This window comes from Vampirovibrionales bacterium, from assembly GCA_016712355.1.
Taxonomy (GTDB): domain Bacteria; phylum Cyanobacteriota; class Vampirovibrionia; order Vampirovibrionales; family Vampirovibrionaceae; genus JADJRF01.
In genome coordinates this window covers 787,388-812,487 of the sequence record JADJRF010000005.1, presented here as the reverse complement: position 1 = coordinate 812,487, position 25,100 = coordinate 787,388, and the positions used below count along the sequence as shown (strand labels likewise).

At 60.6% G+C, this 25,100-nt stretch carries 27 protein-coding genes; 13 read left to right on the top strand and 14 right to left on the bottom strand.

Features of this window, described 5'->3' with window-relative positions:
* Positions 1 to 101: 101 nt before the first annotated feature.
* On the bottom strand, positions 102 to 830 hold the full coding sequence (locus IPK79_05120) for a hypothetical protein (GenBank protein ID MBK8189813.1): 729 nt from the start codon (positions 828 to 830) through the stop codon (positions 102 to 104).
* Positions 831 to 1,053: 223 nt separating this feature from the next.
* Between IPK79_05120 and IPK79_05115 the strand changes: the two genes are divergently transcribed.
* On the top strand, positions 1,054 to 1,539 hold the full coding sequence (locus tag IPK79_05115; protein ID MBK8189812.1) for a pilus assembly protein: 486 nt from the start codon (positions 1,054 to 1,056) through the stop codon (positions 1,537 to 1,539).
* 184 nt (positions 1,540 to 1,723) lie between these two features.
* A complete protein-coding gene (locus IPK79_05110) occupies positions 1,724 to 2,506 on the top strand; it encodes a hypothetical protein (GenBank protein ID MBK8189811.1) in 783 nt (260 codons plus the stop codon).
* A 43-nt stretch (positions 2,507 to 2,549) separates the two neighbouring features.
* Here IPK79_05110 and IPK79_05105 read toward each other — a convergent pair whose 3' ends face one another.
* The 5 genes from IPK79_05105 to smc all read right to left on the bottom strand — a co-directional run bounded on the left by IPK79_05105 (position 2,550) and on the right by smc (position 9,867).
* A complete protein-coding gene (locus IPK79_05105; protein MBK8189810.1) occupies positions 2,550 to 2,981 on the bottom strand; it encodes a hypothetical protein in 432 nt (143 codons plus the stop codon).
* A gap of 55 nt (positions 2,982 to 3,036) precedes the next feature.
* Positions 3,037 to 4,443 carry a replicative DNA helicase gene (gene dnaB, locus IPK79_05100; GenBank protein ID MBK8189809.1) on the bottom strand — a complete coding sequence of 469 codons (1,407 nt, stop codon included), beginning with the start codon at positions 4,441 to 4,443 and terminating at the stop codon, positions 3,037 to 3,039.
* 179 nt (positions 4,444 to 4,622) lie between these two features.
* Positions 4,623 to 5,231: an SMC-Scp complex subunit ScpB gene (locus IPK79_05095; protein MBK8189808.1), complete on the bottom strand. Its 609-nt coding sequence runs from the start codon at positions 5,229 to 5,231 to the stop codon at positions 4,623 to 4,625.
* Between the two features lie 30 nt (positions 5,232 to 5,261).
* On the bottom strand, positions 5,262 to 6,110 hold the full coding sequence (locus tag IPK79_05090) for a segregation/condensation protein A (GenBank protein ID MBK8189807.1): 849 nt from the start codon (positions 6,108 to 6,110) through the stop codon (positions 5,262 to 5,264).
* Entirely contained in the window at positions 6,100 to 9,867 is a 3,768-nt protein-coding gene (gene smc / locus IPK79_05085; GenBank protein ID MBK8189806.1) for a chromosome segregation protein SMC, read from the bottom strand. The genes IPK79_05090 and smc overlap by 11 nt, the downstream gene beginning before the upstream one ends.
* Positions 9,868 to 10,231: 364 nt before the next feature.
* Between smc and IPK79_05080 the strand changes: the two genes are divergently transcribed.
* From IPK79_05080 to IPK79_05050, 7 genes are all read left to right on the top strand, one after another.
* Positions 10,232 to 10,717: a hypothetical protein gene (locus tag IPK79_05080; protein MBK8189805.1), complete on the top strand. Its 486-nt coding sequence runs from the start codon at positions 10,232 to 10,234 to the stop codon at positions 10,715 to 10,717.
* A 78-nt stretch (positions 10,718 to 10,795) separates the two neighbouring features.
* Entirely contained in the window at positions 10,796 to 11,149 is a 354-nt protein-coding gene (locus tag IPK79_05075) for a hypothetical protein (protein MBK8189804.1), read from the top strand.
* 15 nt (positions 11,150 to 11,164) lie between these two features.
* A complete protein-coding gene (locus tag IPK79_05070; protein ID MBK8189803.1) occupies positions 11,165 to 11,497 on the top strand; it encodes a nucleotidyltransferase domain-containing protein in 333 nt (110 codons plus the stop codon).
* A complete protein-coding gene (locus tag IPK79_05065; GenBank protein ID MBK8189802.1) occupies positions 11,463 to 11,882 on the top strand; it encodes a nucleotidyltransferase substrate binding protein in 420 nt (139 codons plus the stop codon). Before IPK79_05070 ends, IPK79_05065 begins: the two co-directional genes overlap by 35 nt.
* Entirely contained in the window at positions 11,879 to 12,172 is a 294-nt protein-coding gene (locus IPK79_05060; protein ID MBK8189801.1) for a hypothetical protein, read from the top strand. Before IPK79_05065 ends, IPK79_05060 begins: the two co-directional genes overlap by 4 nt.
* A 54-nt stretch (positions 12,173 to 12,226) precedes the next feature.
* The gene (locus IPK79_05055) at positions 12,227 to 13,462 is read left to right on the top strand and encodes a tyrosine--tRNA ligase (GenBank protein ID MBK8189800.1); all 1,236 of its coding nucleotides are present in this window, start codon (positions 12,227 to 12,229) and stop codon (positions 13,460 to 13,462) included.
* 9 nt (positions 13,463 to 13,471) lie between these two features.
* Positions 13,472 to 14,482 carry an ABC transporter ATP-binding protein gene (locus IPK79_05050; protein ID MBK8189799.1) on the top strand — a complete coding sequence of 337 codons (1,011 nt, stop codon included), beginning with the start codon at positions 13,472 to 13,474 and terminating at the stop codon, positions 14,480 to 14,482.
* Here IPK79_05050 and IPK79_05045 read toward each other — a convergent pair.
* Positions 14,454 to 15,431, bottom strand: a complete 978-nt coding sequence (locus IPK79_05045; protein ID MBK8189798.1) for a GGDEF domain-containing protein — start codon at positions 15,429 to 15,431, stop codon at positions 14,454 to 14,456. The two genes, IPK79_05050 and IPK79_05045, sit on opposite strands and share 29 nt — an antisense overlap.
* A 121-nt stretch (positions 15,432 to 15,552) precedes the next feature.
* Here IPK79_05045 and IPK79_05040 point away from each other — a divergent pair, with 121 nt between their 5' ends.
* A complete protein-coding gene (locus tag IPK79_05040) occupies positions 15,553 to 16,983 on the top strand; it encodes an HD domain-containing protein (protein MBK8189797.1) in 1,431 nt (476 codons plus the stop codon).
* On the opposite strand, the gene IPK79_05035 is transcribed toward IPK79_05040, so the two are convergent.
* The 3 genes from IPK79_05035 to IPK79_05025 all read right to left on the bottom strand — a co-directional run bounded on the left by IPK79_05035 (position 16,980) and on the right by IPK79_05025 (position 18,976).
* Positions 16,980 to 17,462: a helix-hairpin-helix domain-containing protein gene (locus IPK79_05035; protein MBK8189796.1), complete on the bottom strand. Its 483-nt coding sequence runs from the start codon at positions 17,460 to 17,462 to the stop codon at positions 16,980 to 16,982. The genes IPK79_05040 and IPK79_05035 overlap by 4 nt on opposite strands.
* Positions 17,463 to 17,734: 272 nt before the next feature.
* Positions 17,735 to 18,121, bottom strand: coding sequence for a hypothetical protein (locus IPK79_05030; protein MBK8189795.1), 387 nt, complete (start codon positions 18,119 to 18,121; stop codon positions 17,735 to 17,737).
* Between the two features lie 162 nt (positions 18,122 to 18,283).
* On the bottom strand, positions 18,284 to 18,976 hold the full coding sequence (locus IPK79_05025; GenBank protein ID MBK8189794.1) for an endonuclease III: 693 nt from the start codon (positions 18,974 to 18,976) through the stop codon (positions 18,284 to 18,286).
* 61 nt (positions 18,977 to 19,037) lie between these two features.
* Here IPK79_05025 and IPK79_05020 point away from each other — a divergent pair, with 61 nt between their 5' ends.
* On the top strand, positions 19,038 to 20,240 hold the full coding sequence (locus tag IPK79_05020) for a tetratricopeptide repeat protein (GenBank protein MBK8189793.1): 1,203 nt from the start codon (positions 19,038 to 19,040) through the stop codon (positions 20,238 to 20,240).
* Here IPK79_05020 and IPK79_05015 read toward each other — a convergent pair.
* Positions 20,237 to 20,374, bottom strand: a complete 138-nt coding sequence (locus IPK79_05015; GenBank protein ID MBK8189792.1) for a hypothetical protein — start codon at positions 20,372 to 20,374, stop codon at positions 20,237 to 20,239. The genes IPK79_05020 and IPK79_05015 overlap by 4 nt on opposite strands.
* 222 nt (positions 20,375 to 20,596) lie before the next feature.
* On the opposite strand from IPK79_05015, the gene purH reads away from it, so the two are divergent.
* Positions 20,597 to 22,201, top strand: a complete 1,605-nt coding sequence (gene purH, locus IPK79_05010; protein ID MBK8189791.1) for a bifunctional phosphoribosylaminoimidazolecarboxamide formyltransferase/IMP cyclohydrolase — start codon at positions 20,597 to 20,599, stop codon at positions 22,199 to 22,201.
* An 11-nt stretch (positions 22,202 to 22,212) separates the two neighbouring features.
* Here purH and IPK79_05005 read toward each other — a convergent pair whose 3' ends face one another.
* Entirely contained in the window at positions 22,213 to 22,524 is a 312-nt protein-coding gene (locus IPK79_05005; GenBank protein MBK8189790.1) for a hypothetical protein, read from the bottom strand.
* 183 nt (positions 22,525 to 22,707) lie between these two features.
* Positions 22,708 to 23,376 carry a hypothetical protein gene (locus tag IPK79_05000; protein MBK8189789.1) on the bottom strand — a complete coding sequence of 223 codons (669 nt, stop codon included), beginning with the start codon at positions 23,374 to 23,376 and terminating at the stop codon, positions 22,708 to 22,710.
* Between the two features lie 257 nt (positions 23,377 to 23,633).
* Here IPK79_05000 and IPK79_04995 point away from each other — a divergent pair, with 257 nt between their 5' ends.
* Positions 23,634 to 23,891 carry a hypothetical protein gene (locus IPK79_04995; protein MBK8189788.1) on the top strand — a complete coding sequence of 86 codons (258 nt, stop codon included), beginning with the start codon at positions 23,634 to 23,636 and terminating at the stop codon, positions 23,889 to 23,891.
* A gap of 13 nt (positions 23,892 to 23,904) precedes the next feature.
* On the opposite strand, the gene IPK79_04990 is transcribed toward IPK79_04995, so the two are convergent.
* The gene (locus tag IPK79_04990) at positions 23,905 to 25,047 is read right to left on the bottom strand and encodes a polyprenyl synthetase family protein (protein ID MBK8189787.1); all 1,143 of its coding nucleotides are present in this window, start codon (positions 25,045 to 25,047) and stop codon (positions 23,905 to 23,907) included.
* Positions 25,048 to 25,100: the final 53 nt, after the last annotated feature.

The window sequence follows — 25,100 nt, the reverse complement described above, 5'->3', positions numbered from 1 at the left end:
TTACCAGCCTTATCAGCCCGAAGACTGACCCTCCAGTTAGGGTTATTCTGCCTAAAATACCGCTTTGGTAAAACAGCCATTTGGGGAGGCGCGCCTATTAGCTATTCGGCTAGGGCGACGGCCTCGGTCTCAGAGGCGTCCACAGAAGGATGCGCCGCTTCGGGGTCCTGTTCGGGCGCTTGGGCGGGCGTCCAGCCGACGGCGCAGCGAAACCCCCCGCGGCCGTCTGCATAGGCCAGCCCCTTGCGCACCAGATAATTGGCGCGAGAAGAAATATCCGATAACGACAGTCCCTCAAGGGTTTCACCGCTAGAGGGCAACGTCACGCCGCGCGCCATCAGCGATTCCTTGATTTGTCCGCTGCTGGCCCGCCCACCGCTAAAGACCAGCGCGCGAAAGATCTCAAAGTTCAGCGAGGCGGGACGCCGCAGCACCCGCGCCGCTTCGCTCAAGGCGCGATCGGGCAGAAACGACGCGCCTTCGGCTTCCAGCGCGTCAAAATCGTGGCGCGGGCCTGAGCTGCCGCCGGACGACGTTCTGAGCGCCATGACCGGCTCCGATGTCCCTTCCAGCGGGGCCAGGCCGCTGAGGAAGGCCTCGGCCTGCTGGGCGCCAAAGTTCTCAAGAATCGATTGCAGGCTCAGACGTAAGGCGATGAGCTTGCGTTTGGTAAATTTCAACTCGCGCAGGCGCTCAATCTGCTTTTCAAGCCGCTCGATCTGGGGCTGAAGCCGATCCAGCTCGGCTTCGGTTTCCTGTAGCATCTGCTCCAGGCGCTTATGGCTGGAGATGCTCTTGCTGGCGACAGATTTTGGAGACGGACCCGACATAAAGCCTCTGCACGACTGCTGATACGACGGGACGCGCTCGCCCCGCCTCTTATTATAAGGCAATCGCCCGGCGCGCAGCGGAACCCGCCGATGACATTTTGTTACCATCCGCCGCCCGGAATTCAATTTTCCGCCTGCTGCGCCGATACCGCTGATAAACGCGAGGCCTGCCCCCACCCTCCTCCCTTATCGCCCCCGCCTCGCCAACGGTCAGGATACGGTTATGACGACGTTCACCGCGCCATCGACTTCAGGCATTTCTCCCTCTCCCGCCCGCCTCTGCCGCCTGCGCCCGCGCGCTCGGGGGCAGAATCTGGCAGAACTGGCGCTGACGCTGCCCTTCCTGTTTGTCGTCATCTTCGCCGCCGTCGAACTGGCCCATGCGTGGCAAGCCTACGAAGCCGCCAAGCTGGCCGCGCTGGACGGCGCCTATACGGCGGCCGTGTATAACGACGCCGCGCTCGGCGAAACCCAGCTCAAGAATCGAATCGCCAGTGCAGGCCTGCCGCTGAAAAGCGCCGCCATTAAGCCGTTGCTGAGCAACGCCGCCGACCCGGCCTCCACCATTGGCTATACAGCAGATGTCACCGTGACGTACAACCCTCTGTGCGGCGGATTCTCGGTCCCCACGCTGAGCCAGCCCATTGTGGTGATTCCCGGCGCATTCGATATCCAGTATAAAGGCGTGGGCTACCGCAACGTCTACTAGCGATAACCTTTTAAGACAAGACCTCCCTCAAAAGCATTGGTGTGAGCGGATTCAGGGCAATTCTTACGCCTTTCTTAAGGCTAACAATCCATCCCTTTGGAATGTTTTTATTTCTGAAGAGAAGTGCAATCCCCACCCCCACGAGATGCAGAGATTACCCCCCCTACTGACTGAGGAGAGGTTTATGAGCAGCGTTCAATTGTCTAAATTTTCGGGCGATACCGGTATTTTCAAAAAATTTGACAAAGACAACAACGGCCTCGACAAGAAAGAAATTAATGCGGCCGCGCAAGACGCCATCAAGAATAAAGACTACAACACCGCCGGTTTATTAGGCACCATGGCCGTCGGCGGCAAAGACAATCAGGGCCTGATGCATGACGTCAATAAAGACGGTCGCATTTCCCAGGACGAACTTAAGCAATTCGCCGGTCTGGCGGGGAAAAAGGACGAAATCGACACGGCTGACTTTTCTGCCGGTTTCGGCGACGCGGCCAAGGACAATAACTTCTTCGCCATGCTGGACACGGCTTCCAACGCCCAAGGCGCCGACAAATCCGGCGCCAGCGAAGGGGCTGAAGAATCCGGCGACGGCGGTTCGGAAGAGTGCAGCGGCGGCGACTGCGGCGGATCGAAATCCGCTTCGGAGCCGAGCGCAGCGGGTCAAGCCGGCCAATCTGCGCCCTCGGGCGGCGGCGGCGAATCCGGCGGCGGCGGCGCTCCCGCAGGCGGCGCTCAGGGAGCCAATCAGCAACAGCAGCAACCGCAAAACATCCAGCAGATTATGGCGATGATTATGCAGTTACTGCAAGTGCTGATGCAGCAAATGGGCGTAACCGATCCGACGCAGCAACAAGGTCAGACCCAGCCCGGCGCGGCCACCAACGGCCTGACGGGAGCCACCGGCGCGACGGCCGGCGGCGCAGCGCCTGCCCAAGTTGGCGGCAACGTCCGCCCGTTATTCTAAGGCCTTTAACGCCTGAAAAAACGCCATTGCGACAGCCTCGGACTCAGTTGAGTTCGGGGCTGCACGTTTGATCCACCTCAGTGAGCCGGGCCTCGTCCAGAGGCTTGTTCTCGCGCAGGTAGGCGTCGAGATCGCCTTGCGAGAAGCGATCTTTGAAGGTTTCGACGTAGCAGGCGCAATAGCCCTGCATGCGCGCCTCATCCACCGGTTCGCCCGTGGGCGTGGAAACGCCGCCTTCGGCGGGATTCAGGCAGTCGGCGCGTAAATCCTGAAAAAACGTTTGATACACCGGCGCCGAGAACTTCACGGCCTCGGGCGGCTGGGTCAGGGCGGGCGACACGCCGCCGTGGGAGGCCGCGCCATCGACGCCGGGCCGCGCACAACCCGTCAGCAGGACGCAAACGCCCAGCGAACAAAGCAGACTGGCGGAAACTCGCCTGATCATCACCGGCGTTTTGAAACCTTTCGCATCCACACCATGCCGGCCCAGTGTAGGCCGACCGCGCCTGAGACGCAAGCCGACGATGACGCTAAAAGATCTCGATCTTTTTGTCAGCCGGGTTGAGGAATTTGGTCCAACTGTGGCGAAACAGCAGTGAGACTTCGCCCACCGGGCCGTTTCGCTGTTTGGCGATAATGATATCGGCGGTGCCCGGGCGCTCGGTTTCGCGGTTGTAATACTCGTCGCGGTAGATGAACATCACCAGATCGGCATCTTGTTCGATGGAGCCGGATTCGCGCAGGTCGCTGAGCATGGGCTTCTTCTCCTGGCGACTTTCGACGGCGCGCGAGAGCTGAGACAGCGCAATGACAGGGGTTTGCAGCTCACGGGCGATGCCCTTCAACCCGCGAGAAATCGCTGAAATCACCTGCACGCGATTGTCGATATTCGACGAGCCGTTGCCCGAGCCTTCCATGAGTTGCAGGTAGTCGATGACGATCAGGCCGATGTCGCCGGTTTCCATCTTGAGCTTGCGGGCCTTGGCGCGCAGCTCCATCACCGTCATACCGGGCGAATCGTCAATGTACAGCGGCGCATCGCCGAGTTTTCCCATCGCGTTGGACAGCTTGGCGAAGTCTGATTCGGTGAAGTGCCCGGTGCGAATCTTCTGCGCGTCGAGTTCGGCTTCTGAGCAGAGCATGCGCGTGACAAGCTGCTCTTTGCTCATCTCCAGGCTGAACACCAGCACCGGCTTCTGTTCGCGCAGCGACACATGGCTTGCGATGTTCAGGCAGAAAGCCGTTTTCCCCATCGAGGGACGCGCGGCGACAATAATGAGATCGGATTTCTGAAGGCCGGAAGTCATCGTGTCCAGCTCATAGAAGCCGGTGGCCATGCCCATCAGCGCGCCCTTGTTCTCGAAGCGCTCCTCGATTTGCTCAATGGTCGTCGGCAGGATGTCTTTGACATGGGTCAGCTTGTCGGGCATGCCTTGCTGAGCAATGGCAAAGATCGTCTGCTGGGCCTGATCAATGGCCGTCTCGGCGTCGGTTTCTTCGAAGGCGGTCTCAACAATGGACGAGCCGCCATGGATCAGGGCGCGCAACAGCGACTTGGAGCGAATAATACGCGCATAGTATGCCGTATTGGCCGACGTCAGGTGCGCCTGAGCCAAGTCCATCAGGTAAGAGCGCCCGCCGACATCATCGAGCAGGTTCTTGTCCTTGAGCCATTCCGACACCGTGATGATGTCGACCGGCTCGCTCTTGTCAACCAGCCCGCACACGGCCGAGAAGATCTCCTGATGCGCCGGACGATAGAAATCGTGGGGCTTGAGCAACTCCAGCACCTGATTGAGCGCCTGACCATCGACCAGCACGCCGCCCAACAAGGCTTGTTCGGCATCAAGGCTTTGCGGCGGCACGCGCTCCAGCGCGCTTTGGAAATCGAGGACGTTGGCGCCCGGCTCCAGGGCGGCGGCAGGTTTAGCGGCCATCGACATACGGCCCTCTTGGGGGTTGGGGCCTCTGGCGCGCCTGCGGGCAGGCGGCAAGGGGCGAGACGCGCTCCACCATCTTTGGGGCGTGTCTGAGGCTCTCATCATAGCAAATCGGCGCGACCCGCGCAGTCAGTTTGAAGTTTTCCTGCGGGCAGCCTACGCAGTAGACCCGCCCCTCAGGGCTCCATGGCAAGATCTGGTTCGAGCAGATCCTGTTGGCGCGCGCCGCCTTCTTGCAACTGGTCGACCCCCATCAGCGACATCAGCGCAGCCAGCTCTTTCTTATCGCCCGTCAGACGAAAATGCTCGTAAAAGCCGGGGCTCGCCTTGAGGCGATACGATCGCCCCTCGCGCCGCTTGGTCACCAGTTTTTTGGCCAGCAGTTCGGGGATATGATCATAGACGGCGGCGCCGCGAAAGGCCACCAGTTCGGATTGCAACAGCGGGCCCTTGATGGCGATGGCCGACAGGGTGCGTAACGCGCCCTGCGATAGTTCCATGGGCATCATCTTGTCGATGACGGGGCGGTACTCGTCGCGGGCCTGTAGAATATAGCCGTCGGCGTCGTCGACCTCCAGCGCGCAGCCTTCACGAAAGGCGTAGTCGCTGATCAGCTCCATCAGAGCGATTTCGACGTCATCGCACGAAGCGTCGGCCAGCTCAGCCAGTTCCGGGATTTGCAGGGGATGATTGGTGATAAACAGCGCCGCCTCAATGCGCCCCTTCAGCGGGGGCGCGGCGTCCGTCACGTTTAAGACGTCGGCGCTCTGGTCATCCGGTTCCATCAACGGGTCAAACCCTCCCACAGGCGCGCCCTAACTGGCCAGCTCGGCGGGCGTCGCCTCAGAATCCGCCGCCAGCAGCGCATCCGGCGCGACATCCGTATCATACGAAACATACAGCTCGGCGTAAAACTCATTCTGGCGCATGGACACGTCGCCGCGCGCCGCCAGAAACAGCAGGGCCAGAAACGCCGACACTTTGTCGATGCGGCCCTCTTCCATCAGCGTCGTCAGGCTGATTTCCTCGTTTCCCAGCAGCAGGCGCTCCAGCACCGAGGCCAGGCGCGCAATGGTGTCCTCGATAAACTCGTCGTGCGCGAGATTCTCGATATCGTCGGAGGTCAGATGGCTGTAGTCGGTCATGGCGCGGCGGGCGTCGTCGCTTTCGACGCGGCGGCGCAACGAGCGCTGGGCTTCAAGCGCCTCGTATTTCTTCAGCTCGTGAATAAGGTCTTTCAGCGTGACGCGGCGGATGCGCTTCTGCTTGGCGCTATTACGGCGCTGAATCAGCTCTTCGAGCGATTTGAAAGGCGAGCGCCCCTGTTTGAAAGGATTCACGCCCAACTCAGGATCGGCTTCGTCCAGCCAGCCGCCGAGATCGTCTTCTGTCGCGGCTGGCATCAGGTAATCAATGCCCGCCAGCTTATCGGATTTCATCCGCAGGAGAATCGCCAGATACAGCAGAGTCTTGCCGGTAATCTTCAGGTCGGCGTCGCGCCGCTCGGCCACCGCGCGCAGGTACTCATCGGCTACTTGCGCGATATCAATGTTCCAGGGGTCGATAGCCCCGGATCGCGTAAGCTGTAACAGGATTTCCAGCCCGTCATGCTCGGGTTTGGCCGATTTGACAGCGGGCGCGGGGGCGGACGGTTTAACCGGCATGGACAATCCCCTCCTCTTGCGATGTCTCTACGGCCGACGGCTCGGCAGCGGGCGATTTAGCGCGGCGACGGCGCGAGGCGATCACCGGCAGCGGAATCGGCGGCGCGGGCGCCGCGTCGACCTCGGCGTCTTCACGGATTTTGACGCCCGTTACCTTGGTAATGCCGTCGCGTTTCTGCGTGACGCCCACGGTGCGGTTGGAATGCTCGATCATCGGCTTGCGAAGCGAGACGACAATGAATTGCGCGCCCTTTTCGGCCTCCGCCTTCACCATCTGCGCCAGCTTCTCGGCATTGACGCCGTCGAGATTCATATCTACCTCGTCCAGCGCATAGAAAGGCGCCGGCAGCGCGCGTTGCAGCGAAAAGACAAAGGCCAGTGACGTCAGCGACTTCTCGCCGCCGCTCATCGCCTCAATGCGCTGAAGCTTCTTGCCGCGCGGCTGCGCCATAATCGTCATCCCGCCATTGAAAGGCTCTTCAGGATTGGTCAGGACCAGGCGGCCCAGCCCGTCCGCCAGTTCGGCGAAAATCGATCGAAAATGCCCGTCGACCTGATCAAAGGCCTCGCGAAAGGCGTCGAGTTTGAGGTTTTGATAGCTGGCGATGCGGGTTTGCAGGGCTTCTTTCTCCTGCTCCAGGGTGGTGATTTTCTCGCCCAGAGCGGTTTGCCGCGAAGCGACGTCGTCATATTCGGCGATAGCCAGCATATTGACCGGCTCCATTGCCGCCATACGCTTTTGCAGGCGATCCAGATTCCGCTGGACCTCCTCAGCCGAGGGCAATTCGCCCGCGATGGCCGCATCGGGATCGCCGCCCTCGCCCAGCGCCTCCGCCAGCGCGGCGCGTAACTGGCGAACCTGGGGCTCCAGTTCGCGACGACGCGTTTGCAGGGCGGCAATACGCGTATCGATAGCGGCGCGATCGTGCTCCAGCGCGTTGCGGCGCTTCTCTTCTTCGATCAAACGGCGTTGCGCAGCGTCGCGTTCGTCTTGAAGCTTGCGCAACTCATCGTCCAGCACGGCGGTTTGCGCGTCGAGATCCGCAATTTGCTGACGCGTGATCTGGATTTCCTCTTGATGATCGGCCTTCTCGCGGGCCATCTTCTGGTTTTCCTGACCATGCTGGGCAATGCGCTGTTCGTATTCCTGAATACCCACCGACTGATAGTTCTTTTCCATCTCCTTGCTTTGTCGATCGGCCTGCGCATTGCGGATTTGCGTTTCAAAATGGTCTTTTTGAAATGCAACGTCAGCGATTTCCTTGCGCAGTTCAGCGATTTGATCAGAAGGCAGCTTGCTTTCCAGCGCATCCAGCTCATCGCGCAGGCGCTGGACGACAGTTTCGCGCTGAGCGCAGTCTTTAGAAGCCGATTTCAAGCGCGCAGCCAGACCATCTGGGGCGTCAGACGACGCCACGCCCGGCGTCGAGCCGCCCAGACGATCCTGCAGCTCTTCACGTTGGCGATTAAGGGCGTCGCGCTCGGTTTGCGCGCGCGTCAGCGCATTGATACATTGCGCGTAAGCGGCTTTTAAGTCATCCAGACGCAATTCCAGCTTCGTGACGGCCTGATCGAGCGCGTCTTTCTCCGCTTCGGCCTTTTGCAGGCGGGCCTGACACTTTTCAAGTTCCTGCTCCGCCTTGCCGGAATTGGCAAAACGCACGCCAGCCCGTCCGCCGCCGGGCGCAGAGCCTCCCGTCAACGCGCCGGAGCGCTCCAACAGCGATCCGTCGAGAGTAACCATGCGGAATTTGCCGAGATAGCGACGCGCATCGGCCAGGGTTTCGAGAATCAGCGTTTCGCCCAGCGCAAAGGCAAAAACCGGCTCATAAACCGGATTATATTCAACCAGATGGATCGCGTAATCGACAATGCCTTGCCCTCTGGGCAGATACGGCAGTTCGCGAGGCCGTTGCATCTTGTTGAGCGGTAAAAACGTCGCCCGTCCCACTTTGTGCCGTTGCAGATAGGCGATCGCATCTGAGGCAACCTGATCGGTCTCCACCACCACGCTTTGCATGCGCCCGCCCATAGCCACTTCGAGCGCCAGTTCGTAGGATTTTTCCACGCTGCCCAGTTGTCCGAGCACGCCGTGAATGCCCGGGAGGTTGGAATGCAGGATAGTTTCCACGGGACGAGCGAGATTCAGCTCGTCATAGGCTCGTTTCTGACTTTCCAGACGCATGACGTCGCGCTGGAAGGCCTGAACATTGCTGTGCGCCTCTTTCATCGCCAAACGTTTCTTGCTGAGATCCAGCTGGGCCTGTTGCAACTGGACCTCGAAGGCGGCCTTTTCGAGCGTCTGATCATCGCACTGACGCGAAACAGCCGCCAGTCGCTCATCCAGCGATGCCTGCTGGGCGAGCGCTTCTTGCAGACCTTGTTCACGCAAGGCGCGTTCGCTTTGACGATGGCGGGCTTCGCCTTCCAGCGTCATCACTTCGCGTTGAAGCCGCGTCAGCTCGTCTTCTTCGGCTCCGAGGCGCTTGCGGACGTCGGCGCGCTGGGCGCCCAGTTCGCTGGTGGAGTCCGTCACGGCGTCAAAGCGTTTGTTGAGCTTGTCGTATTGGCGCGCTTCCTTGTCATACAAGGCTTGCAGCTCTTTAATCTGGTGATCAAAGGCGGCCGTCTGCGCATCGATAGCTTCAATATTCTGGCGCTGACGGGCGATCTCGGCCTTCATCGTCTCAACGCCCTTGAGATTATCCGCCGTGCGCTGATCGATAAAGGCGATGGCGTCTTCTTTGCGCGCCGCATGCCCTTTGAGGGATTCAATCTGCTTTTTAAGAGCGATTTGCTGGTCTTCGCCCTTGCGTTTGACCTCTTCAGACAGCCTGAGCAATTGCTGACGCGTGGCAGCCACGGCCTCACCCAGCTCCTGCAAGGCTTTTTCGGCCTCCATGCGCTGGCGACGTCCGTCAACAATAGCCTCCTGCGTGTCGCGCAGGCCACGCTGGGCGTCAGCATACTGTGAAGCCAGCAGCTTATGCTCCCAGCTCTGGCGCTCGGCGCGGAGCGTCTGATATTTCAGCGCTGTTTCGCGCTCGGCGGCCAATTGTTCGAGCCGCGCTTCGATTTCGCGCAACAGGATCAGATTGCGCTCAATGTTGGCGCCGGTGGCGTCGAGTTCGCGCTCGGCCTGCTCGATTTTACGGTCGAATTCGGCCACGCCCGCAATTTCATCAATGATTTTGCGGCGTTCGACAGCGGACATGCCCACAAAGCCCGCCACGTCGCCTTGCATCATCACATTAAAGCATCCCGGCGAGATGCGGTAACGGCCCAGCGTCTCATGGATCTCCATCAACGTGGTGGGACGCCCGTCGAGGTAATACGTGCTGGCATAACCACCCGCGCCGCCCTTAATACGCCGCGCGACCGTCAGCAGCGAGGCGTCATCGCTCTGGCTTTCAGAGACATCATCGGGCAGAGCGACGCCTTCCGTGAGCACGTCTTGCGCCGATACGGTCAGTTGCGCGGCCTGCTCGCCCGGCGCCATCTCGTGAGGCTCTTTGCGGAAGGTGATGGCGACCGTACATTCGCGCCGCCGCGAGAGATTATTAATGAGGTCAGAGAGTTTTTCGGCGCGCATGGTCCGAGAACTGGACAAGCCGAGGCAAAACAGGATGCTGTCGACAATATTGCTCTTTCCCGAGCCATTGGGCCCGGAAATGGTGGTAAAGCCCTTGCGAAACGGGATAGCCGTGCGTTCGGCAAAGGACTTGAAATTATCGATATCGATCTGGCAGATATACATGCGCTAGCCGGCGAGAGCGACGCGCGCGCCTTGAAAAGCGCATCGCCAGCCGCCTCGTCTTGGGTCAGGAACTCTCTTGTCCTTATACATCAGTCCGGTATCCGCAGAACAGGGCCTCGACGCGCTTGTAGCGGGTGGCGCTGACGGGCGCTCGTCGGGATGTCGCTTTGGCGTTGCCTCCATTATACCCAATAACCGCCCCCCTGTCCTCCCCTCTTGCCGTCGCGTAAAGCGTGCCGCTTTTATAAAGCAAATGGCAAAAACGCGCTCGCGCCCGCTTTATCGCAAATTGTTACAACAGCAGGCAATTACCCCCCGCGACCCGGTTTAAGAAGACCACAATCGATCACCAGGAGACTCCCACATGCGCCCCATTCGTTTTGGCCAAACCGTCATCTCTTGTGACACGAGATATCTCTCGACGCTGGAACGGATGGTTTATGACGCACAATTCCTACGTGATTATCGAGGATTCAATATTACAACAGATAATAGTGACGAACGCATGTTCCGCGTCACCATCAACCCTCCCTCTGGCGAGGCAGAGAATGAGACGCTTCAAGAGCAATTACGACAAAAAGAGGCGAGTTTAGTGGAATTGCTGGTAGGAAACTTTAACCATAAACTGTACCACAATCTGGGGCACGATCCCCGTAAACACGATAGCCGCCTAGAGGAGATGGGCCCTGAAGAGGCAAACGCCTTCGTAAAAGAGTTTGTTCTTCCCCAAATGTATATGAATGGCCGCCCTTGGGGCATGCATGTCGAATCTGACAATCCGTTTCTGGTAGGAAAAACACTGAACGGCGCTCCCGACGGAATGTTTACAGTCGGTCCTCTCGACCCCTGAACAGCTTCGGCCACAAACTCCTAAACGGAGCGATATGATATGATCGCACGGGTGTGTAAGCCGTAAGGAGCTTTGCGGATGAATCCAGGGTTTGTTTCACGCGCGATGATGGCGCTGGCGGTGGTCGCAACCGTCGCGCTGGGCGGTTGTCAGGAATTGCGCGAAAGCGGCGTCATTGTCCCGAAAACCACGCTGACGCACGCCATTCTTCAGGATCAGGAAGTGTTTGACCAGTGGGTCCGCGACGTCGAAGCCAAAAAGACCGGCGCCACGGAAACCGAAGTGCGTCAGGAAGTCTATGCCCAGGGCGATGCCTACGTGAAGGCGCATCCCGAAGACGAATCGCTGTATAACCTGCGAATCCGCAAGTCAGAAGAAGGCCCCTCCATCAAAGAGAAGGCCAAAAACCTGATTGACAAAGTGCTCGACTGACGACAACCGCCCGCCATGGACGCGCTTCCTCTTGAAGATCCAGCCAATCGGGTCGTAACGGCGCTGGTCGATACGCTCAGCCGCTTTCCGGCAGTCGAGCGGGTGATCCTGTTTGGATCGCGCGCCAGCGGCGCTCAGCGCCCCTTCTCAGATATTGATCTGGCCGTGAGCGGCGTAGCCGACGATCGCGATTGGACCTTTATCCGACAAATCGCCGAAGAAGCCCGCACGCTGCTCAAAATTGACCTGATTCGGCTGGAGACCGTCGACGAGGCCGTTCGTAAAAGCGTCCTACATGAAGGAATCGTACTCTATGACCGCTTCGCTGCGCGCGAATCAGGCCTTTGACAAATTCCAAAGGGCGCTGACGAATTTGCAAACAGAGCTGGACAGCGACGCGGGCGACGCCAAATCCCGAAATTCGGCGCTCCTTACCTTTATGCTGACCTTTGAAACATTCTGGAAGGCTCTCAAAGCAGCCCTCTCCGCCTGTGAAGGCGTGGACGCCGGCACGCCTAAAGAAGCCCTTCGCTCGGCCCGACAGGTCGGATGGCTCTGCGGGGACGAGGCCCAGTGGCTGGAAATGGCCGATGACCGCAACCTCATTGTCCACACATATAATGACGAGCAGGCCGAGACGATTTTCAGGCGGATCAAAGGCTATGCGCCCGCGCTTACGACGGCGCGCGATGCGCTGACCACAGCCCTGAACTCCAAAATAATGTCTCCATGACCGAAGGACGCTGCGCAGCGAGCGATTCCAGCGCCGTTCAGGCGTTTCATCTGTCGTTGACGATTGCCTCGTGGATGGACGACAACGGCGTCGCGCGCGCAGCCACGCCCAACGCCCGGGATCTCGAAGCGGCGATCATCGCGCAATTGCCGCATGCGCAGGCGCGTCTTCTGCGCTGGGCCGTCGTCGCCATTGAGCGGCAAGCGCCAAGCGACGAGGCGAGCGGGGCCCGTGTTACACTGAAGGTGGAAGGCGCGTACCGCCTCCCGCTGTCAGCCGCCGCCCCGTAATCCCCCTATCCTATCCCTATGACGCCCGTCTCCCACGCCATCGACCAGATTTTTATGGAGCAGGCCCTCTCGCTCGTCAAGGGCGGAGAAGCCCTGCCCTCGGTAGAAGCCCTCGCCAAGAGGCTTCAGCGCGCCGCTATCGAGCAAAAACCCCTGCGTGTCAAGCTGGGCCTCGATCCGACGCGGCCTGATTTGCATTTAGGCCACTCCGTGGTGCTCAAAAAGCTGCGGGCGTTTCAGGATTTGGGGCATCACGCGATTCTGATTATTGGCGACGCCACGGCGCTTATCGGCGATCCTTCTGGCAAAAACGAAACCCGGCCGCCGCTGTCGGCTGCGGAAATCGCTGTGAATGCGCAGACGTATCTTGATCAGGCGGGTAAGATCATCGACGTGCGCAAGGCGACCCTGGCGCGCAACAGCGACTGGCTCTCGCCGATGACGCTGGCCGACCTGCTGCGGCTGGCCGCGCGCGCCACCGTTGCGCAGATTCTCGAGCGCGATGACTTCTCCAAGCGCTACGCCGACGGACGCCCCATTTACCTGCATGAATTGTTCTATCCGCTGATGCAGGGCTATGATTCGACGCAAGTAGACGCTGATGTCGAATTAGGCGGCAGCGATCAGCGCTTCAATAACCTGATGGGCCGCGAACTGCAAAGCGCCGACGGCAAGCCTGACCCGCAAATCGTGGTGCTGGCCCCCTTGCTCGAAGGGACTGACGGCAAGATTAAAATGTCGAAAAGCTATCCCGAGCATTGCATCAACCTGACCGATTCGCCAGAAGACTTCTACGGCAAGCTCATGTCCATCCCGGATGAGATGATTGCCCGTTACGAGCTGCTGTTGACGCCCATGAGCGAAGCGCAAATCGCCCAGCAGGTCGAGATGATGCAGCGCCCGGCCGATCAGGGCGGCGTCAACCCGCGCGACGTGAAGGCGACGTTGGCGAAATGGTTGGTCAGCCAGTATTTTTCGATCGAAGAGGCCGATTCGGTTGAGCAGGCCTTTATTCGACGTTTTCGCCATAAGGAAATCCCGGACGCCATGCCCGAAGTGTCAGCGCCTGCCGATACGGACCTGAGCTTGAGCGCCTTGATGACCGAGCACGGCATTTCGCCCAGTCGCAGCGAGGCGCGTCGCCTGATTGTCGGCGGCGGCGTCCGTCTCGACGGCGAAAAAGTGTCGGATCCTGATTTGGCGATTTGTCGCGCGGCGGGCGATTGTCTGACGCTTCAGGTCGGCAAACGGCGCTTTCTGCGTCTGCGTTTCGACGCCGCGACAGGATAGGGCCCTGGCATGTCAGACGCGTGCGCAGAAGCGCTCCTGGCCATTGAAGGCCTCAGCGTACATTTCCCCACAGACACAGGGGAGGCCGCCGCCGTGCATCGGCTCGATCTGACGCTGAATCGCGGGCAGATTCTGGGGCTGGTAGGCGAATCGGGCTGCGGCAAGAGCCTGACCAGTCTGGCGATCCTGCGCCTGGTCCCACAGCCCGGGCGCATCGTGAGCGGGCGCATCTGCTTTGAAGGACAGGATCTCCTCACGCTGCCTGAGCGTCAGATGCGCAAAATTCGTGGCGCGCGCATCGCGATGATTCCGCAAGATCCGCTCACCTCGCTCAACCCTGTCTATACCATCGGCGATCAACTGGTAGAGGCCATTCAGTTGCATCAGCGCCTGTCGCGCGCCGAGGCCCGCCAGCGCGCCGTCGCGCTACTCGATCAGGTCCGCCTGCCGCAGGCCGCTCAACGGCTGGACGATTACCCGCATCAATTTTCCGGCGGCATGCGCCAGCGCGTGATGATCGCCATGGCGCTGAGCTGTTCACCCGACGTCTTAATTGCCGATGAACCCACCACGGCGCTGGACGTTACGGTGCAAGCGCAAATTCTGCGCCTGATGCAGGAGATTCAGCGCGAGCGCCAGCTGGCCATCCTGTTGATCACCCACGATTTGGGCGTAGTCGCCGAAGTCTGCGATTCCGTAGCCGTGATGTACGCCGGACGTCTCATCGAGCAAGGCCCCACCGCCAGCCTTTTTGCGCAGCCGTCGCATCCGTATACCCAAGGCTTGCTGCGATCGCTGCCTGTAGCGGGGCGCCAGCGACTCGAACCCATTGAAGGGCAGCCGCCCACGATTACAGAAATCCCGTCTGGCTGCGCTTTTGAGCCGCGCTGCGCATTTCGTATGCCGCGCTGCGTTGATACGTTTCCACCCGCCTTTGCGGCCGCGCCGGACCAGCCGGATCATACGGCCCGATGTTTCTTGTTGGAAACCCCTAGCCGAGCGTCGGCTGAATCTCGCTGAAATACGCGATGCGATCCACCGGCCGCTCCACTTCGTCGCGACGCTTGGCCTGGTGCAAGGCATGGCGCGCGTATCGCAACAGGGCGTCGGCGTGGATGTCGGCGGCCTCTTCCGGGGCGTCGCCCGCCAGCGAGGGATAGGCAACCACGCCAATATGCAATTCCAGAGACTCGCAAACCGCTTCGCCGTCAGGCGTCGCGCCCGCAAAGGGCGTTTGCGAGAGCGATTGTAGAATTCGCGTCGCCAGGGGCTTGCAGCCTTTTTCGGAGCTGCGCGGCAGCAACAAGGCGATCTCGCCGTCGCCGATGAGCGCCGCAATATCCTCTTGCCGCTTGCGTTCGCAAATAATGCGCGCCGTATGGGCGAGCAGGGCTTGAGACACGTCGTAACCATAACCGTCCCGGTACATCGCAAAGCCGTCAATGGCGATGGCCAGACACGCAAAAGGGCTCAAATGACGTCGGGCCAAGGAAATTTCTTCCTGAAGGCGCGCCATGAAGGGCCGCTGATGATACAGGCCCGTGATGGGATCAATCTGCTCGGCGCTGGCGGCCAGCGCGGCGCTGGAGCGCAAGGCGGCCTGAATCCGGACGAGGGCCTCAGTAGGCGAGGCGTCGGCAGACAGGATATCCGTCTGAGAGCCCATGGCAAACGCGACGTCAGGCGCCGCCAGCGTCTCGCCGTCCAGAGCCTGTTCAATCAGCGCGACGCAGGCCAGCGAGGGAAATTGAGCGCGCCAGGATTTCGCGCGCGCATCCGCCTCAGGCCATCGGCCCGAAAACAGCAGCGCCGCATGAGGCGTTGCGGCCAGCGCGGCCTTCAGGGCGCTTTCATCGGGCGGGGCCTGCAGGGGCGTTGAGGCGCCGGTCGCGGCCCAGACCTCGCGCAAACGCGCAAACGCCTGAGGCTGAGGACATGCGGGATCATCGAAGAAAAACAGGGTCGGCATACGGTTTATTATAGCGGGCGCCGCGCCATTGGCGGCATCCGTTATCCCGATGAATCGCAAAAACGGGCTGAGGCAAAAAGGCGGTCGCCTCGCAAAAAGCCTGTATTAGAATACTTGCACAATGCCGCGCGTGTGGATCAGAGTCGTCGTGCCGCCTTTCGCCAATATCGCCCGTCTGGTGACGGATCGCCCGCTTTCTGCGGCCCCCTCGGGGCCGTCTCTAATGGATATGGTGGTCTTATTGGCCAGCGGAGCGGATTTAGCGGAAGGACGCGCCGTCGGCCACGCGCAGCGCGTCGCCCTGCTGTCACTGGCGCTGGGAGATGCGCTGCAATTGTCGCCGCGACGCAAGTCGACTCTGCTGTTTGCGGCGCTGCTGCATGACGCAGGTCTGATTCCGTTAATTGGCGCGTTGGCGCCGCGCCTGCCCACCGGCGTTTCAGAAAAGCGCTGGTTCGCTGTACAGCCGCGCATGGCGCTGGATCCAGCCGCCCCCGCATACGAGGCGTTCCGGACGCCCGCCATGCCCGACGCCTGTCAGAGCCTGTTTGAATCGCACCCAAAACGCGCAACGTCCCTGGTTGAGGCCCTGCTGCTTTCCGCAGACGTTCATGAGGCGATTGCCGCCACACACGAGCGTCTCGACGGCAGCGGATTTCCCCACGGATTGAGCGGCGGGCAGATTCCGCCCGAGTCGCGCATTATCGCGCTGGCCGACGCATTGGACGCGTCTCTGGGCGATATCAACAGCGCCGCAACGCGATCGCAGATTCTGGAAGCCTTTTTCGATCCAGAGCATGCGACGGCCACTACCCTTTTTGACCCGGACGTTCTGGCGGCAGCCCGACGCTTGTGGGCGCCCCAAACCGGCGATCAGCGCGGCGACACGTCGCTACAGGCGATTTACGGCCCGGCGCCCGACAAGGCCTTTCGCCAGAGCGTCACGGCCGCCCAGTACCCGGAGCGGTTCGCGCCGCTCAGTGGGCGATCGCTGGCGTCGATCGCGCGCGCATTGGGCGCCCTCAGCGATTCGTTGTTACCCGTCTACGCCGACGACCACAGCGAGCGCGCCGCAGAACTCGCGCTGGCCATGGCGCGCCATCTGGAGATAGATGACGCCTCCTGCGGGGCGCTCTATATCGCGGGACTGCTTCAAAACATCGGCATGTGGGGCGTTCCGGGAGCGATTCTGGCCAAACCGCAACCATTAAGCGAAGAGCAACGACTCGCCATGCAGGATCACGCCCGCTTTACCGGCGATCTACTGGCGCGCGCGGGCGGATTCGGCGAAATCGCGCTCTGGGCGGGCGAGCACCACGAGCGGATGAATGGCAGCGGGTATTATCAGGGCAAAAAGGGTCGCGACATCTCGGTCGGCGGGCGTATTCTGGCGCTTGCCGACGCCTACGTGGCGATGACGTCGCCGCGCCCCTATCGCGAAGCCTTTGAGCCCGCCGAGGCGCTCGCGCTGATTCAGCAAGGCCGGGTACGGCTCTATGACGCAACCCTGAGCGGCGTGTTGCGCCAAGTCGTCACCAGCGGACGCAGTTAAAAGCTGACGCGATTGCGAAACGTCGCCAGCAGTCGTGCCCGTTGCGGCGGCTCCAGCCAGGGCGCGCGCGCCAGATCCTCCAGCGCGCGCAAGGGCGTTTGGCTGCGGGCGCGCATAAGCTTCAGGGCGACGTTGTCGTCGACGCCGGGCAAGGTTTTCAACTCGCTCCAGCTGGCCAGATTCAGATTGATCGTCGCCGCCACGCTTTGCGTCGCCCATAAACGGCGATCAGCGCGATCGTCTGACGAAAACGCCCATTGCACGCGCGATCGCGCCTCCACCCGCGCCATGCTCAACGAGCAAATCGCCACAGAACCGATCGCCATGGCAAGCGCCGCCAGAATCCGCGCAGCCCGAATGCTGTTCTTCACGCGCCGCAAGACCCTCCGAGCGCCTACCTGAGCCTCTTGATCGTTACCGGCGAGATTATAGCCAAAAGACGACGAAAAAACCGGCGGAAAAGCGTCACATTGCTTCATATTAAGGCCTGTTTATTCAAGCCCTGGCAGGCATGGATCGATATCGCCCTCATGTGCGGCGTCCTATATAGCGGGGATGCCGCCACTCCAACCTCCCCCTCCTACCCCCTATAGCACTAAGCTACCGTCCCCACGGTAGCTTTCTTTTAAAATAAAAGGCTTGCTGACATGGCCAAAGCGCCGCCCCAGAGGACGGCGCCAAGCCAGAAACTCATATTTGAGACGATAGCACTGCGAAACACTCGGGATGACAGGAGGAGGGGGATCAGACGTTAATAACCGCCGTAACCGCCGCCAAACATGCCGCCGCCGTAGCCGCCGCCGCCGCCAAACATACCGCCGCCGCCTTGACCGCCGGAACCGCCGCCAAAGAAGCCAAAACCGAGCAGGAAGGGCGAAATACCCAGCGTGGAAGGCGTCGGACCCACGTTAATCGGGACCGATTGACCGCTGGAAATGCCCAACAGACGGTTGATGTTAAACGAGCTGGCCGCCGGGGTGAAGAAGAACAAGGGATCCACAAACGGGGGCGGAAAGCCAAACCCCGTAATGCCGGGGAATCCAAAAGACTGCTGCGAAAACCCGCCAGCGGACGTACTCGGGCCAAAGCCCGTCATGTAGGGGAATCCGCCGCCTTGGGCAAAGGGGGAAACGCTCATCGTAAATCCTCTCCTATCGTCTCTCTGTCTGATGAGGGGGCGCAAATGAGTTTAATAGAGCTTCTTAATTAAAATAAAAACAATATAAAGACAGAAATTGCCCTCGGACGAGGAATTGTATCAACGCCCGTTACCTGCGAATCGATCGTCGCGCGTGCGGCGTTATCTGTGAGCGGGGACAGGGCGCGGCTTGACGGCGATTTTTGCGCAATGAGCCGCCACCGGACAGCGGTCGCATTGCGCGCCAATAGGCTTGCAGCAGTCTTTGCCGTGGCACACCAGTACGCGATTAACGGTTCGCCACCAGCGCGGCGGCAATTGCGCGCGCAGGGCCATTTCGGTTGCTTCTGGGGTACGGGCGTCGATGTAACCCAGGCGGTTCATGATGCGATGAACATGGGTGTCCACGCAGATGGCGGGCTTGTCAAAGCCCAGACTCACCACCAGATTGGCGGTTTTACGTCCCACGCCTTTCAGCGTCAGGAGAGCGTCGAGATCGTCGGGCACCGCGCCGCCAAAACGCGCGATTAACTCTTGTGAGACGTGGATAATCGTGCGCGCCTTGTTGCGGTAAAACCCGATCGGGTAAATCCATTGGGCCAGCGTCTCGGCGTCCAGCGCAGCAAACGCTTGCGGGGTCTGCGCGCGCGGAAACAATTGCTCGCAGACGGTCATGGTCAGCTCATCCTTACTGCGCAAGCTCAGCAGGCAGGCAACCAGAACCCGAAACGGCTCGCAACCGGTCACCTCTGACATCGGATGGTACGGGTAGGCGCGCTCGAGAATCGCCAGCGTCGCGTCGATATCGAGTCCAGAGCCGCCGACGGGCGGCGAGCCGGGCATCGCAGAAGGCATCTCAGAGATCCTCTTGAGACAGGAAGCGGCCCGAGGCGGACCGCGCTTCAATGGTATCAGGATGGATGACGCTTTTAAACAGGCGATGGGCGCGTATGACGCCGGCCGTTACGCCGAAGCCCGCCAGCGGTTTCAGCAGCTCGTCAACGCCTATCCACATCACAGCGAACTGTGGCTCAATCTGGGCAATGTCGAATATCGCCTCAACGAGCTGACGTTAGCCGAAAAATACTGGCAGCGCTGCCTGGCGATGAATCCGCTGGAAGCCAACGCTTACCTCAATTTGGGCAACCTCTGCTTTAAACAGGAGCGCTGGCGCAAGGCCGTCGACGCCTGGGAGCAGTTCACCCGCCTGAAAGACGCTCATGCGGGCGTGCGGCTCAATCTGGGGCTGGCCTACGAAAAACTGGGCGATATGGACAGCGCCATGGCAGCCTACAGTCGCTTTATGGCCAGCAGCCCCATGGCCGTGGAAGCCGTTCGCTTGCGACAGCGTTTTGAAGCAGGCCAGAAGCGGCGTGACGCGCGCCTGAGAGAAGCCGAAGCCGCCATGGCGCAAGGCGCGCTGTCCCAAGCGCGAGACAGCTTTGAGCAGGCGTTTACGGATTTCCCAGGAACGGCCCAAAGCTACAAGGCTTATGCCGCGCTACTTTACAAGCTGAACGATTCGCCCGCCGCGCGGACGTTTTACGAGAAATCGTGTCGACTGAACGATCAGGATCCCGTGACACTGGTGAATCTGGGCGTGATTTACGAAAAATCGGGCGCTGTTTTCGATGCGTGCTGGGCGTATCAACGCGCGCTGGCTTGTCGCTGCGAGCAGCCCGACGCCGTAAGCCGCCGATTGTCGGCGCTGATGGCCGCGCAACCGGATCTCCTCTCCATTGCGCTGGACGAGGCCCGCCGATGGCGCGAAAAAGGCGACGGGCGCGCGGCGAAACGGCGTTACGATCAGCTGCAGCAATGGCCCGACTTGCCAGAAGCAATTGCCGAACTGCTGCAAAGCGCTTGTGAAGTCCTCGCCGTTGAAACCGATCCCCGCATGCGCGCAGCCGCCGCCGCTTTTTCGCTCGGAGAAGAAGCCTATGATCACGGGCGATACGATCAGGCATTGGGCCATTTGACGCGCTATCTGGAACTGGCGCCGCATGGCCAGCGCGCAGAACAGGTTGCCCTTAAGAAGGCGGAAATCGAACGTCAGATGGGCGCCGTGATTCAGTCAATGCTACGGGTCGAAAGCGCGCAGCGAGAGGCGAGACGCTAGCCTGTGGCCGCCGTCACTTCTCCACAGGGCGTCACGTCCTGGCCGGGCGGCAGCAAGATGCTTTTCGCCCACATCATTTGGCACACCAGCGCGATTATCAGCGCCGCCAACCACGAAAGTCGTGAACTCGTCATGGGATTCAAGCCCCATACCATCTCTCTGGGCGTCTCTCTGCGGGTAAACCACTCACCCGGTTGATCGCCTCATGGATGTTATGCCCGGCCCGTGAGTTTTCTAAACGGCTTCTCAACCGGGGCGCGTCCTTTTCAACGGGGGTTTTCGTTGTTGTGGCTGTTTGGGCTGTTTGGGCTGTTTTGGCTACAATAGGAGCGTCCCCCAGCCAAGGAGCGCGCGCCATGTCGTTTGTCCCGGAGAATCGCCCGTACGCCTTTATCAGCGTTTACGACAAACAGGGGCTAGAACCCTTGGCACGGGCCCTCAGCGAGGTTTACGGCTACGGCCTGATTTCAACCGGCGGCACGCGCGCCTTTTTACAGGAACGCGGCGTGAGCTGCATCGATAGCGAAACCATCACGGGCTTCGGCGATTTGCTCGAAGGCCGCGTAAAAAGCCTGCATCCCGATATTTTCGCCCCCATCCTCGCCAAACGGGGCAAAGCGGGCCACGAGACGCGATTTACGATTGATGTCGTCGTCGTCAATCTCTATCCCTTTGAGAGCGCTCGCCTGACGCCGCAGGCAACGCAAGATCCGCTCTATCTGCTCGATTACATCGATATCGGCGGCTCGTCCCTGATTCGCGCTGCGGCCAAGAACTATCCCGCCGTCAACGTCCTGTGCGATCCGGCGCAATACGACGGCTTTCTGCAAGAGCTTAAGCTGGGCGGCGGGCACAGCAGCCTGCCATTTCGCCAGAAGCTGGCCTTGCAGGCCTTCCAACGCTCCCAGGCCTATGAGTCGGCGATTTCTCAGGAGTTTGAGCGTCAGACTTCAGACGCCCACGCGACACCAAGCGGTAACGCCGCCGGCGAATCCGCCTTACCGGCGCGCGTGACGCTGGATCTGCGCAAAATCCGCGATCTGCGCTATGGCGAGAATCCGCACCAGCGCGCCGCTCTCTACGGCCTGGGCCATACTCAGGCCGATTTTACCCAGTTACACGGCAAAGAGCTGTCGTTCAACAACCTGCTGGATATGCAGGCCGCCTGGGCATTGGCCTGTGAATTCAGACAATCGGCCGTCTGCGCGATTATCAAGCATAATAACCCGTGCGGCGTTGCGCTGGGCCGCAATGCGGCAGACGCTTATCAACGCGCGTTTTCGGTGGATCCGCTGAGCGCCTTTGGCGGCGTGGTGGCCTTTAATGCCCCTGTGTGCGCAGAAACCGCCCGCCAGATGAAAGACGTGTTTCTGGAAGTCGTCATCGCCCCGGCCTTTGAGCCGCAAGCGCTGGAGATTCTCGAAAGCAAGAAGAATCTGCGCCTGATTCAGCGGGCACTGCCGCCGGCAGACGCGCCCGCGCCCATGGATCTCAAGCCCTTCGGCGCGCATGCCTTTCTGGCTCAGGTCGCCGATGGCGCGGTCGCAAGCGATATCGCCGATCGTCTGCGCGAAGGCTCCTTACAGGCGATCAGCCAGCGCCAGCCGACCGACGAGCAAATGGCCGACCTGCTCTTCGCCTGGCGGGTCGTCAAACACGTTAAGTCTAACGCCATTGTTCTGGCCAAAGACGGGCGGACAGTGGGGCTGGGCATTGGTCAGACCAGCCGCATTGGCGCGCTGGAAATCGCGCTGCGCCAGGCTTGTGACGAGGCCAAAGACGCCGTGATGGCTTCCGATGGTTTTCTACCCGCAGAAGACAATGTCGCGGCGGCGGCGCAAGCCCGCGTGGCGGCCATTATTCAGCCCGGCGGCTCCATTAAGGACAAGGACGTCATCGCGCTGGCCAATCAGAGCCAGATTGCCATGGTGGCCACCGGCCTGCGCGAGTTCCGGCATTAGCGCGCCCGCGTTTAGGCAAACTGCGCGTTTAAGATTTCTGCAAAAGGATTCCCCCGGCTGGCGGTCTTGTTCCCATCGGCAGACGAACGAGGATTCTCATCACGCCGGGTCGTTCGAGGCGGCGACGCATGTTGGCTGGCGCCAAACAGTTGCGCGTAGGAGGCCGTCGTGGTCGGCGCGGCGGTTGCGAGTCCAGGCTGGGCGAACCCAAAGCCCGGCTTGCGAGACAGTTGCGCGAGCAATTGCTGTTCGTAGTTGGTTGCATCTGCCTGCCGTGGCGTCGGCGACGCGTAGGGCGTCGTCCCTTGAACAATCTTCGTCATAATTCCTGCACCCCCTGAATACCCCTGCGGCAATCCCCCCATCCGCCTACCGAGGCGGAAGATTGCCTTCATTTGCATAAAAACAATCTTAAGAGGATTGATGCGACTTCGTTACGTTCTCTTTACGTTTCCTGCCCAGAATTGGCTTTGACGGGCTTTTATGGGCTTCGTCAGGCGCGGATGCTAGGGCTCGCTACAGGAAAGGGCTCCCACATCTGCTTCTTGCAGAAAGCGCGTCAACAGCGCCGGTTCAAACGACGGAACGACGCTATACGTGAACGCCAGATTCTCAGACCCGTCCGCAGACGGGGCAAGGCGAACGGCCGCCAGTTGCAGGGTGCGCGGCTGGCGGTGGCGACTGGTATAAAAGCGCGCGCTTAATTGTCTCGACGCCTGTCTCGCAGCCCCGCCAAGCCCAGCATCAGGCGCAACGTCCAGAACCGACAGGCGCTCCAGCGTCAGACGCTCGGGTTTCGCTGGATTTTTAAGCGCCAGCAGGCCATTGGCGACGGTTTCAAGCTCTTGCGCCGTGAGCGCCTGCTCGAACAGACGGTCGGCCCAGGCGCGGTTCACGCCGGACATCACCACAAAGCCTTGGCGGCGCTGGCGATGGTCCGCCGCGACCGCCTCCACGCCCGCCAGTTGAATCGTCCGCCGCAAGCGATACGCCGAATGCGGATGCGCCATGATCCACTGCCGCGCGCAACCGGCCGTCAATGGAGGACGTGACGCTTTTTGAGGCAGCGGCGCCGGCGGATGCAGAAGCCCCCACGCCACCGCCAGCGCGACCAGCGCCGTGGCCATGGCGGCCCAAACCCAACGGGAGCGAATTTTTGAGAATTGTTGCATCATGTAAACATCTCGTCACAACCGACCGTCTCTCACGCCGTGAATTTCAGAATGGCGCCCGGGCGTCATTCTGGCAATCGCCCGCGGCAGGGTTTCATTTTGAAAGAGCGCTCGCTATAATAAAAGAAGGGATAATAGTGAGTATACTTTTTGAACTTTTAGCGTGTTGCGCAAGTTTCAGCCAGTCCGCTCCGTGTCCCAAGCGCCCGCCTCCGCGCGCTTGAAAGGCCCCGCCAGAAAGGTCTGTTCAGAACCCGGCGATGTATTTTGACGAATGCGTTCACATTGAAGAAGACGATCAGTGCTTCACATGCGAGTATTACCGGAAAGGGGTGTCATGCCCCCTGCTAGAAGCGCTGGCCTTGGGCGTGGTGGACCTGCACGGGGATGTCCGGGTGCGTAACTGCGGATTCTATCGCAAGTTTGAGCGCCGCCTGCGGGTGGTGGAAGACGCTTCCGCCTCAGAAAACGCGCCTGAGACGCCCGACGCGCCGCCCGACGTAAAAAACGCAACCTAGCGCAAGTAACGCCCTACGACCGTCTGGCCAGCGTAAAGCGCGCCAAGGCGATTAAGGCGTCTTTGGCGTCCGACGGGGGCAGAAACCCCAGCGCATCGATGGCCTGATCGACGCGCGATTGCGCCAGCGCTCGCGTCTTGTCAAAGACGCCGGCAGCGCTCATCACGCGCTGAATGTCGGCAAGAGCTGTCTGAATCGCTTGTGGCGATTGCGCAGCATCGAAATCCTGGCCTTGGGCCTTAAACAGCGCTTGCACCGCTGAGCGCATATCGCCGCCATACGACGATTCTAAAGCCAGCAACGCGGGCGCATTCAGCAAGCCGTTGCGCAGATCGTCCATCACCGGCTTGCCCAGTTCGGATTCGCTGGCCGTAAAGTCGAGCAGATCATCCATGATCTGGAAGGCGATTCCCACCTGCTCGCCAAACGCGCGCAGCGAAGCGGCGTTGTCGGCGCAAAGCCCATTGAGATGCGCCGGGGCCTCGCAGCAGGCCGCAAACAGACTGGCGGTTTTTCCGATGGTTTTGCGCCGGTAACTGTCCCAATCGCTGGCGCTGACAGAATAACTGGCGCGGATCTGCTCGACTTCGCCATCGCACAGCGCCGCCAGAACGTCTGAAAACAACGAAACGACGCGAATATCACCCACAGCGGCCAACTTGCGACTGGCCTGGGCCAGGAGGTAATCGCCCGCCAGAATCGCCACGCGATTGCCGAAAGAGGCCCGAACCGTCGGACGGCCGCGCCGCAGATCCGCATCGTCCAGCACATCATCGTGCAAGAGCGTCGCGATATGAATCAACTCGGCGGCGGCGGCGGTTTCCAGATGCCCCTCGTTTGGAGAGGAGCCCGGCGGCAGCGTCGCCAGCGCGCACAGCAACGTCAGCAGGGGCCGCAACAGCTTGCCGTCGGCGCCCAGCGACTGATCGAGCGCGACCATCAGCAACTCGCCCTCTGGCGGGACAATGGCGCGCATCCGCTCGCGAACCGTCTCCAGCCATGGCGCAGCTGGCGCGATCAGATCGCGCAGCGCAGGCGTCGGAGAAAGGGCCGTCATGGCGCTATTATCCGCGAAAGGCGCGCGCGCCGTCAAAACAGGTCGCTTTGCGTACAGGGCTAAAAATGCGACAATAGACGCCAGACGCTGAAAATCCATTTATCTCAAGCATGCATCATCCAGAAGTGGCATCAGAAACGGGAGGCTCACCG